The sequence below is a fragment of the Proteobacteria bacterium CG1_02_64_396 genome (genome assembly GCA_001872725.1).
Lineage (GTDB): Bacteria > Pseudomonadota > MNWR01 > CG1-02-64-396 > CG1-02-64-396 > CG1-02-64-396.
Genome location: MNWR01000060.1, coordinates 1 through 10,864, shown reverse-complemented (window position 1 = coordinate 10,864; position 10,864 = coordinate 1). Strand labels below are relative to the sequence as shown.

The window sequence follows — 10,864 nt, the reverse complement described above, 5'->3', positions numbered from 1 at the left end:
AGGTTTTCCTGGGTGGTGGTGGGGGCGGCGGTGGGGTCGATTTGGGTTTCAAAGCGCCACTCCAGGTTGTGGGGGGCGGTCAAGTATTGCCCCCAGTGGCGCCATTCGGCGGCAAGCGTGGCCCAGTCGTTGTCGGGGCGGTCCAAGCTGTGCATCACCCCGCGAATTTCGGCCACTGCCTCCCGTGCCATATTGGCGATGGCGGCCAGCGCCTCCTTGCTTTTTTCCACGTTAGTGTTGCGTTGCCCCAGGTCGGCCAGCAGAACGATGTGGGTGGTCAACCCCCCCAGGCCGTCGTGCAGGTCGCGGGTGATGCGGCTGCGTTCTTCGGTGGCCCACTTTTCTTGTTCCAGAGCCAGGATTTGCCGGTAGTTGCGTTCGATCTCCCGCTGCGCCTGTTCAATCCGTTGTTCCAGGGTTTGGTTCAGGGTTTCGGCAGTTCGGGCCGCTACCACGAACTGGTTGACCAGCAACATGCTGATCACCAGCAGGAAGGCTGGGACTGAAAAATTCAGCAAAAACACCGATTTTTCTGGGTTTGGGCTGACCTGCATGGCCATGTCGTGGATTCCGAAGAGCAGGATTACCCCCATGCTGATCAGAATGACCAGGAACTCCCAACTGCGGGTACGCCAATAGTGCAGCCCCACCTGCGCCACAGCGTAGGTGACGATCAAAATGGCAAAGCCATGCCACAGGTCGGTGACGGTGAAAAACCAATTCAGGGGGCAAAGAAGCAGGGTCAGGCAAAAGGCCAGGCTGATGCCCAAAATGAGCCGTTCGCGCCCCACCGGCGTGCGGTTTTGCAGGCGGTGCAGGAACAGGGTCATGAAGATGGGGACCAGGCCAATGCTGCTTTGCATCAGCCATTCCCACAGCCGGGTCGGCATGGGGGGGGATTCAACCACAATGTTCAGGCCGCTGATGGCCCAGCACAGGCTGGTGACGGCGAACCAAAACCAGGCCGGGTTACGGCGGCGCCACCACAAAAAGCCGATGACCAGCGCCAACACCACCAGCAGAGCCGAGCCGATGGCATGGATGGTTTGGAAGGCCCACATCAACCGTTTGTAAACGGGGACCACCGCCGCTTCGGTGCCCAGATGAAGCTGGGAAACCTGCCCAAAACGGTTGGCGTAGGCGGCCACCCGGAGCTCGATGGTGTTGGAGCCGGGGTGCAGCAGGGTGGCGGGAAAACAACCCAGCAGGGGGCGGTGCCAATTGCGCGATAGGGGGGGCTCCATATCCCCGCCGTTGTTGCCAATCGGCACGCTGTTCACGGCAAAAGCGGCGTTCATCACCACGTGGGGCAGCAGCAAACACCAGGGTTGCTGGCCGGGGGTATCGATGTCTACCTCAAGCCGGTACTGGGCCTGCCCGTCGAATCCGGCCAAATCCTTCCCCCAGCGGTGGGGTAGGGTGGCGGAGTGCCAAGTGTGGCCATCGGGGGCAAAAGGCATCAGCACCCGGGCCTGGCTTAAAACCAGAAGTTTGGATTCGTCGGCGCCAGCGGTGGAAAAGCCTGCCCCGACGAAGGCCAGCAACCCCCAAAGCAGTTGAGCCACACGGCGCCCCCACCTATGAAGGTGCCGGTTTTTGGGGTGGGGCGGTGTTTGGAATCTCCGTTGCCATGCCGTATGGCATTTTTCCAGCGAGGTGGGCATCGACGGGGCAGCTCCATGGGGGTGTGGATCGAGGATCGAACCGCCGCCAGTGTAGGGAGCGCAACGTATTTTGAAAATGTGATGAGGTTTTACCTGCGGCGGTTTAAGCCGATCCCAAGATCGGCACTGGCTTTGCCCCTCGGTAGGATGGTAAGGATGTCGTATTTTCCTTGCGGGAGGAGGCGATCATGGTCGCGGTGACTAAGCTAACCAGCAAAGGACAAACCACCATTCCCCAGGATGTTCAGGCCGCCTTGCATGTTGTGGCGGGCGATTTGATTGCCTGGGAGGTTGCCGACGACGGGACGGCGCGGGTACGGCGGGAGCAGCCCATGCGCCGCCCCTTCCACCCCGGCGTCATCCCCGTGCAGGCGGGGATCCAGTGGTCGCTGGGGAGGGGGGTGCCAAGATCGGGGCGTTTCAAGGGGGGAAGGGCGCCACGATGCTCCCAACGATTCGTGCAGGGCGTTCTGCCCGCGTGGAACGTCCGTACTGGATCCCCGCCTGCGCGGGGATGACGCTTCATGGGAAGTGAGATGCCCCGTTCGGGGCTACCGCGACACGTGGCACAAATTCAATTCTTAGGGAAGCGCTGATTAAAGGCTCCTGCCTTTAATCAGCACGCTACGCAAAAACCAAAAGTAGGCGCCTTGAGGCGACGTCGTTTTTGCTTCGCTTGCAAAATCAGCAGAGCTTCGGCGACGGGGTCACCTCCTACTTACGTTCCTGATTTTGGCGACCCATCCCTGGGTCGCTCGGAAGCGCTAATAAATCAGTGCCTCCTTAAGGAAGCGCCGACTCACTCGACCCGAACGCTCCCCCGTGAGCTCCCCCCTTGTTAAAGGGAGGACAGGGGGGATTTCAGGCGCTTCAATAAAGGAGTTTTGTCTTTAATCAGCGTTTCCCTAGGAAACAGGAAGAAAACAGGAGGCACACGATGATCGTCGTATTCGTTCATGGTTGGGGGGTCACCGATACCGAATCCTACGGCCTATTGCCCGAAGCGCTGGCCGCCCAGGCGGGGGGCTATGGGTTGGAGATCGCCATCGAGCACATCTGGCTGGGGCGCTACATCAACTTCCACGACGAGGTCAGCGTTGCCGACGTGGCAAGGGCCTTCCACCGCGCCCTCCACGATCAAATCCCCGACGGGGAGGGGATCGCCGCGTTTTCGTGCATCACCCACTCCACCGGGGGGCCGGTGGTGCGGGAGTGGCTCCAGCGGTTTTACGGGGCCGAGCGGCTGGGGCAAGCGCCGTTGCGCCACCTGGCGATGTTGGCCCCGGCCAATCACGGCTCGGCCCTGGCGGCGTTGGGCAAGGCGAAGGTGGGCAGACTCAAGGCTTGGTTCGGCGGGGTGGAGCCGGGGCAGCGAGTTCTGGATTGGCTCTGCCTCGGCAGCCGACCCCAGCTCGACCTGGCCACCGCCACCCTCGACTACCGCTTTGCCGAATCGGGGGTGTACCCCTTCGTCCTGACCGGCCAGACGATCGACAAGAGGTTCTACGACTTTCTGAACACCTATCTGGTGGAGCCGGGCTCGGACGGGGTGATTCGGGTGGCCGCCGCCAACCTGAACTTCAGCATGATCCGCCTTGTGGAGACCCCCGAGCGGCAAGCGGTGAAACACGGGCAGGACGACCTCAGCGTCCACCTATTGAAGCCCGAAGGTCCGCTCAGAAGGCCCGAGCCCATCGCGCTCGGCGTGGTGCCCGGTGCCAGCCACTCCGGCGACGAAAAGGGGATCATGCGCAGCGTGGTCTCGACCAACTCGTCGAAGCCCCAAGTGCAAGAAATCCTCCAATGCCTCCAGGTCGGCACCGCCCCGGAATACGAAGCACGCCGCCAAGCGCTGGAGGCGCTGACGGCGCAAACCCAGGGCAATCCCAAAGGCCACCGCTACACCATGCTGGTCTTCGTCATCAACGACGATCAGGGCGACCCGATTGGCGACTACGATCTCTTTTTGTTGGGCGGGGTGGAGCAAGACCCCGGCAAGCTGACCAAGGGGTTCTTCGTCGACCGGCAGCAAAACGGTTCCCACCCCAACCACCTGGTCTACTACGTCGATTACGACCGCATCACCCAAAACAAGCTGACCGGCTTTCGCTTGATCGCCCGACCCGACAAGGGGTTTGCCTTTTACCATGCGGTTGAATTCCGCTCGGACGGCATCGACCTCAACAGTGTGCTGCGGCCCAACGAGACCTTTTACGTGGCGATCACCCTGCACCGCTGCGTGGACCAAACCACCTTCCGGTTCGACAGCGCCAGCGATCCCAAACTGCGCTCCGAGGGGCTGATCTTCAAGACGAAGACACGGCGCAACTTCAAGGATGAGAAGCCATCCGGGGATGAGGTCGATTCCTGATGCGGCCCGGCGCCAAGGGGTGGAGCGGGCGAGGGCGATGTGGTGCCCGCACCTCAACCGCCCATCCCGGCGTCATCCCCGCCATCGCGGGGGTGACGCTTCATAGGGGTCGAATCACGACGGGGGCGCCGCCTTGGCGCCAAAGGGGGGCAGATTGAACGGCGCGAATCCCAAAGTGGATCACTTCTTGAAGCAGGCCAAGCGCTGGCGCGAGGAGATGACGGCGCTGCGGGCCATCGTGCGCGACACCCCGCTAACCGAAGAGCTGAAGTGGCGACAACCCTGTTACATCTTCAATGGCGTCAATGTCGTCATCCTGGGCGGTTTCAAGGACTACTGCCTGCTCGGGTTTTTCAAGGGGGCGCTGCTTCAAGATCCCGAGGGGGTGCTGAGCGCGCCCGGGGAGAACACCCAGGCGGTTCGGCAGATGCGCTTCACCAGCCTGCACGAGATCGCCGATCAAGAACCGCTCATCCGAGCCACCCTCGCCGAGGCCATCGCGGCGGAGCGGGCCGGTTTGAAGGTGACGCTCAAGGAGACCGCCGAGTTTGCCGTGCCCGAGGAGTTTCAGGGTCGGGTGGATTCAAGCCCCGAATTGAAGCGGGCGTTCGAGGCGCTGACGCCGGGACGTCAACGGGCCTACCTCCTTTATTTCGCCGCTCCGAAGCTGTCCAAGACGCGGGTTTCGCGGGTGGAAAAGTGCATTCCGAGGATTTTGGCGGGGAAGGGGTTGGATGATCGGTAGGGTTGCGGGGGGGGATGTAGGAGCGTCGCCCTCGGCGCGATGGTTTTTGGCGGGGGATTGGCACCATTTCTTCATGATTCGGCGCAACTTCAAGGATGAGGAGCCCTCCGGGTGTGACCCGACACACAAACTGTCATAGGGGGAGAGACCGGGATTAGGCGGGAAGAGCCGGGAAATAGTGGGAAAATGATGTCTATGGATAGACATCGTAACGACGCTGGAACAGCCGTTTTATGAGGTGGGGGCGACGCTAGGATTGTCGTGGGATGTTGACGCCAAACATAGCGGCAAGGGCAGAGACGTCATGCTCGCCAGGAAGAACAAGATGGACGACGGTGTTCCCATCGCCCTTGATCACGCTACCGTAAACGACTTGAGAAGGCGGCTGGTCATTTGCTGCGGAATCTGCCATGAGAGCGACAATCTTGTCGCGGAGTCCATGATCCATCAAATCCCCCAACCTTGGTGGTTTTAAGCAGCTGCCATCACCAGCCGCAGCACATTTCCCCGATCAACATTTCCCGACCGTAACACGTCATAGACAACCAACACGAGCTCGGCCTTCTTGTCTGGAGCTAAAGATCTACCGGCCTTCTGTAGACCTTCCTCAACGGTTGCCAATGCTTCCCCTAGAGCCTTTCTGTCGAAAGCATCGGCTGCCCGTGGGTGTGGTGATCTTTCTCCACGCCCAAGAGCCAGCCACTCAAATGAAACACCCTCTCCATCACTGACCCTCTCCAAAAACTGAAGGTCGGCACACCGCTCGCCAGTTTCAAAGCGCTGAAGCGTAGAAGTTCCTACGCCATAGCGAACTCGCCAAGACTCCCGCGATGAATTGCCCCGAACGGATCTAATTCGCGCCCCAAGCGGGGCATACGAAAAGCGATCTTCCCCGTTCAAGTTAGATTCCAAGTACATGAACGCATGTGGCCCCCTCTATTGTCGTGTTCATGTTCGACTTAAGTCGTTGTTATTGCACGCTTTTATTCTGCGATAACCCCGCAATGAACTTGAACGAACATGAATGACCCCGTTTGGGGTTGCCATGTTGCCCCGAACGGGGTTATGTTTATTCCCGCTAGTGGGAATTGACATACCCAAAAAAAGGCCGGGTTGAACCGGCACCGGGACAAGCGATGGCAACTACCACATCCAAAGACTGGCACCCGTCGAAGATCGGGGGAGAACTCAAAGCAGCCGGGTACAACTGGCGGGAGATCTCCAGGATCTGCGAGCACGAGAGCCCATACACGGCACGCACCGTGGTGCGACGGCATTGGCCTCTGATGGAGGCCATCGTTGGCCGCATTCTCGGCCGCCATCCATCAACCATCTGGCCCAGCCGATACGAAGGTGGTCAACCCTTCAAGGGCGGAGCGATTCGCCGCCCTGAGCTGCTCGCTCGATTCCCCAATCGTGATAACGGAAACGTCACGACCGGCAAAAATAGCACCGCAGGGCACGGACGCAATAGGAAGGGGGTGGCTGCCTGATGTCACCCCGCCGTCCATCGGATCAGCCGACACTCAGCTTTTATCGTCTCCCCATCGAAATCCCCAAACCGGCGCATCTCGACGGTGACGGTACGAACTGGCGTTCCGAGGTTGCCCATATCGTCAGCGAGATGCTGCGTTTGGCCGATGGAGACCGCTGGGAAATTGCCGCTCGAATGAGTCGGATGAGCGGTATCGACGTCTCGAAACACATGCTTGACGGCTGGTCTTCGGAAGCCCGCGAAGCCCACAACATCCCCTTTTATTGGGTTCCCATATTGGAAGCAGCCTGCCAGTCGACCCTGCTCACCAGCTGGCTGGCGGCCAAGGTTGGCGCGCAGATCCTGTTTGGGCGAGAAGCCTTAACCGCCGAACTGGGACGGCTGGAGAGAGACCGCGATCAGGCCGCCAAAAGGATCAAGGCAATCAAGCAGGCGATGGGGGAAGAGTCATGACCACCCCTTACTACAGCCCCGCCAAACTGGTAGGTGCTCCAGGCCTGCCCACTACCGTTCAGAACATCAATGCCCGCGCCAAACGCGAGAACTGGCCACGTCGTCGCCGCTCCGGCCAAGGTGGTGGGTGGGAGTACCCCATCACCGCTCTGCCCGATGAGGCACGCCTGTTTCTTGCCCGCCAATCGACCCTCGTCACCACCGACGATGTGGTGGCCGAAGGGACCTCGCTCGCCCGGCGTCGGCGGATCACCCAAGAGGTCGACCAGGCGGTGCAAAAGAGGGTGCGCGAGCAGGGCTTGGCCGCTGCTGCCGCTTTGAACGGCAAAGACGCAGAGCGCATGGACAACCGCCTGCTGATCTTGTCGGCCTTCAACAGCTTCAAGCGTCAGTCGGGGTTGTCGAAGGACCGGGCAATGCACCGTTTCACCCACGACTACGCCGACGGTTCGGTCGACATCGACCCCGAGATAAAGGCGGCTATCCCGAGTTTCAGCGCCAGGACGTTGCAGCGCTGGATGGTCCGGCTCAACGAAGAGGGTGCGGCAGGCCTGGGTGGGCATTACCAGGGACGCAAGGGCAAGTCCAAGATCGACTCGAACCCGCAGATGTATCAGGCGGTGGTCGGGATGCTGGTGGAATACCCCGACGTCGATACCAGCGACATTCTCGACCTGTTAAACACCCGTTTTGCAGCCGAAGAAATCCCCAGTGAGCGGCGTTTGCAGCTTTGGATCAAGGGGTGGAAGAAGGACAACGCCGAGGTCTTCCTGGCCCACTCCAATCCAGATGCTTGGAAGAACAGCTACATGATGGCGCTGGGCAGCAAGTCGGAGGGGATTGAGGCGCTCAACCAGTTGTGGGAGCTGGATTCGACCCCCGCCGACGTGATGTTGAGGGATGGTCGGCACTCGATCATCGGGGTGATCGACGTGTGGTCGCGGCGGCTCAAGCTGCACGTCAGCCGCACATCCAAGGCCAGTGCCATCGCGGCGTTGGCGCGCCGGGCGATTCTCGACTGGGGCGTCCCAGCGATTGCCAAGACCGACAACGGCCAGGACTACAAGTCCAAGCACCTTCAGCGTGTCTTCCCATCGCTGGGGATCAACCAGCAGTTCTGCCCACCCTTCCAGCCCTGGCACAAGCCCCACATCGAGCGAGCCTTCGGCACGTTTAGCGACGACCTGCTCAAGATGTTGCCGGGGTACCTCGGCCACTCGGTGGCCGAGCAGCAAGCGATTCGGTCGCGCAAGGCGTTCAGTGAACGGCTGTTCACCAAAGACGCGGTGATCGAGATCCACATGACCCGCGACGAGCTGCAAGCCTTCTGCGACCGCTGGGTCGAGGACATCTACCACCACAACCGCCACAGCTCTCTGGGGATGAGCCCCGCCGCCAAGGTGCAGAGTTGGACGGGGACTGTGCTGCGGGTAGACGACGAGCGGGCGCTCGATCTGTTGCTGGCCGAGGCGCCGAGCAATGGAGGCGTCCGCAAGGTGCGCAAGGATGCGGGCATCCTGGTCGATGGATACAGCTACCTGGCCCAAGAGCAGGGGTTGCACTCGGGGCGCGAAGTCCAAGTGCTCTACGACGAGACCGACATCTCGAAGGTGCGCGTCTACGCGCTCGACTTGGCCGAACACCTGTTCGACGCGGTTTGCCCGGACTTGGCCGGGACGGGAGTTACCCGCGCCGAGCTGGCAGCGCAAGCCAAGGCGATCCAGAAGCGCAAGACCGACGAGGGTCGCAAGCTGCTCAAGGATACAGCCAAGAAGGCCGCCGTGGCCGACGTCGTAGGCGAAATTCTCGCCCACCGCGCCGCGACCAACCCCAAGGTTTCCACCTTCCCGCCCCCCCACGAAACCCACTCCACCCCGGCCCTGGAGGCCGCCGCAATCGCTGCCCGTGCGGACAGGGGGCAGGTGGGGTCTGGGTTGAGCGCCGAGCAACAAGCCGGGGTCGACCGCCAGATGGAGGTATTGCGCCAGCAACAGATGGCGCCGGTGGTGACCGGCGATACCCCGGATGGACGTTACAAGCGGTTCTTGCGGTTGTCCTCGGCCGATCAGGCCACCTTGAGCGACGGGGATGCCCGGTGGCTCAAGACCTACCCGACCACCAGCGAATACCGCGTTCAAAAGGCGATTGCCGAATCGTGGCAACGCCAAGCACAGGCATAGGAGATAGAGCGATGGCTGCGGTCAAGAGGAAGGTGATGCAGAAGGGGATTCGACTCGATGGGGCTTGGTATTGGTCGCCTAGATTGAGTGGCCTGGTCGGCCGTCAGGTGAGCATTCAGCAGTGGGAGGACGGCAGCATTGATGTTTACAGGGGGCGGCGATTCATGTGCTACGCCACTCCGACCGGCAGTAAACGGGTCGTCATCCACCCATAAAAAAGGCCCCTCTGGCAAGGGGCCTCAATCCAACAAGTACAACGGAGGCAGTCATGGTAGCACCCCAGACGATTAAGACAACGGCGCCCATCCGCAATGTGGCGCTGGCCATGGAGGCGATGGACATGGTCATCCATCGCCCTCCCCACATCCCAGGCGTGGCGATATACAGCGGCCATGCCGGACTCGGGAAGTCCACGGCGGCGGCACACATTGCCCCGCTGTACCGGGCTGCGTACATCGAAATGAAAAGCTACTGGAGCCGCAAATCCTTCGCCGACCACCTCGCCTCCGAGGTGGGTGTCGACCCCCGCAAGACGATGGCGCAGACCGTCGATGCCATCACGAATGCGCTGTTGAAAAGCCGCCGCCCGGTGATCGTCGACCAGTTTCACACCTGGGCGGAAAAGGGCCGCGTTGCCATCGAGTTCTTCCGCGACCTGGTGGACGGATCGCGCGCCCCCTGGCTGTTGATGGGGGAAGAGTCGCTGCCCCAGAAAATCGCCCAACACGAAAGCTTCCATCGCCGTGTGCTGATGTGGCAACAGGCACAACCCTGCGATTGGAAAGACGCAGTCGTCTTGCGCGATCTGTATTGCCGGGACATCGAGGTCGCCGACGACCTACTCGCCGCGACCCTCGAAAAGACCCACGGATCGACCGGCCGCCTGACCATCAACTTCGAGCGGTTCCGCAATCTGGCCGGTATCGAGGGGCTCTCGGTCGTCACCCTCGCCGACTGGGGGGATCGGTCTTTTTACGACGGCAACCCTCCCCCCCGGAGGAGCGCGATATGACCGGCCACAACTCACAACGGCAGCGAATCTGGGACGCCATTCGCTGTTTTTCCGATGCAGCAAAGCCCTTCGGAATCTCCGACTTGGTCCGCCCCGGCGAGCTCACCACCCGCACTGTCGAGGTCTACCTGAATGCCTTGGTCAAGGCCGGATACCTGGCTGCGACCTCCGAGCCGGTGACGACCGGGAATTGCCATGATCGGCTGATCTTCCGGTGCCTCACATGGAGCTGCGCGACGGCTCCACGCCTCGACGACGAAGGGCGGGAAATCACCCAGGGCGACTGGCAGGAGGACATCTGGCGCTGCATCCGTCCGTTGGGTCAATGCACGGTCCAGGACGTGGTGGTCCACGCCACGACACCACGCCACCAGATGAAGGGCGGAGAGGTGCGTCGTTACCTGAATGCCCTGGTTAATGCCGGGTTTCTGACCTGCCTAAAGGGGTACTACACGGTCATCCCTGGGGTATGCACAGGCCCTGCTCCGCAGCTGCGGCGGGTCGCCCAGGTGGTGCACCGGGGGAAGGTGGTATGGACGGGAGGCGGCGATGACTGAGCGACCGAAACCCGACTGGCTGCTGGCGTTGGAGCGAGAAATCGCGAAACCCGGCAAGTCGCAGAACAAGGTGGCCGCCGACCTGCGCGTGTCCCCCGCCTATGTCAGCAAGGCCAGGCGAGGCACCGACCCGAGGGCCGAGCGCCTGGTGGAGGAGCGGGTGCGGGCCGTGTTGCTGGACGCCAAGGTGCAGTGCCCGGCGGCTGGGGAGATCGCTCTGAGCATGTGCCTCGATACGCAGGGCAAACCCTTCATGAACACCAACCCACTACGGGCCGAAATGTACCAAGCCTGCCACGGCGGAACCTGCCCCCACAGCAAGGTCGGGGGTGCTAAATGAGCGGCTACACCTGGCGCAGCGCCATGCAGGGCGGAATCGCCACCGTC

The 10,864-nt window shown here is 61.6% G+C and carries 9 protein-coding genes and 1 pseudogene; 9 read left to right on the top strand and 1 reads right to left on the bottom strand.

What is annotated here, in order from left to right; all coding sequences use genetic code 11:
* Positions 1–1,565 (bottom strand): hypothetical protein (locus AUJ55_07120; GenBank protein ID OIO57180.1); only part of this gene is annotated, 1,565 nt, incomplete at its 3' end.
* A 287-nt stretch (positions 1,566–1,852) separates the two neighbouring features.
* Between AUJ55_07120 and AUJ55_07115 the strand changes: the two are divergent.
* The 9 genes and pseudogenes from AUJ55_07115 (at position 1,853) to AUJ55_07075 (ending at position 10,817) form a co-directional block, all read left to right on the top strand.
* A pseudogene (locus tag AUJ55_07115) lies at positions 1,853–1,999 on the top strand (AbrB family transcriptional regulator).
* Between the two features lie 602 nt (positions 2,000–2,601).
* Positions 2,602–4,035 (top strand): hypothetical protein, encoded by a 1,434-nt coding sequence (locus AUJ55_07110; GenBank protein ID OIO57179.1) that lies wholly within the window; start codon positions 2,602–2,604, stop codon positions 4,033–4,035.
* A gap of 154 nt (positions 4,036–4,189) precedes the next feature.
* A complete protein-coding gene (locus AUJ55_07105) occupies positions 4,190–4,780 on the top strand; it encodes a hypothetical protein (protein ID OIO57178.1) in 591 nt (196 codons plus the stop codon).
* A gap of 1,492 nt (positions 4,781–6,272) precedes the next feature.
* Positions 6,273–6,728: a hypothetical protein gene (locus AUJ55_07100; GenBank protein OIO57177.1), complete on the top strand. Its 456-nt coding sequence runs from the start codon at positions 6,273–6,275 to the stop codon at positions 6,726–6,728.
* Positions 6,725–8,908, top strand: a complete 2,184-nt coding sequence (locus AUJ55_07095; GenBank protein ID OIO57176.1) for a hypothetical protein — start codon at positions 6,725–6,727, stop codon at positions 8,906–8,908. The genes AUJ55_07100 and AUJ55_07095 overlap by 4 nt, the downstream gene beginning before the upstream one ends.
* 11 nt (positions 8,909–8,919) lie before the next feature.
* Positions 8,920–9,123 (top strand): hypothetical protein, encoded by a 204-nt coding sequence (locus tag AUJ55_07090; protein OIO57175.1) that lies wholly within the window; start codon positions 8,920–8,922, stop codon positions 9,121–9,123.
* Positions 9,124–9,176: 53 nt separating this feature from the next.
* Positions 9,177–9,920 carry a hypothetical protein gene (locus tag AUJ55_07085; protein ID OIO57174.1) on the top strand — a complete coding sequence of 248 codons (744 nt, stop codon included), beginning with the start codon at positions 9,177–9,179 and terminating at the stop codon, positions 9,918–9,920.
* Entirely contained in the window at positions 9,917–10,477 is a 561-nt protein-coding gene (locus AUJ55_07080; protein ID OIO57173.1) for a hypothetical protein, read from the top strand. The genes AUJ55_07085 and AUJ55_07080 overlap by 4 nt, the downstream gene beginning before the upstream one ends.
* Positions 10,470–10,817, top strand: coding sequence for a hypothetical protein (locus tag AUJ55_07075; GenBank protein OIO57172.1), 348 nt, complete (start codon positions 10,470–10,472; stop codon positions 10,815–10,817). Before AUJ55_07080 ends, AUJ55_07075 begins: the two co-directional genes overlap by 8 nt.
* The last annotated feature ends 47 nt before the right edge of the window (positions 10,818–10,864 follow it).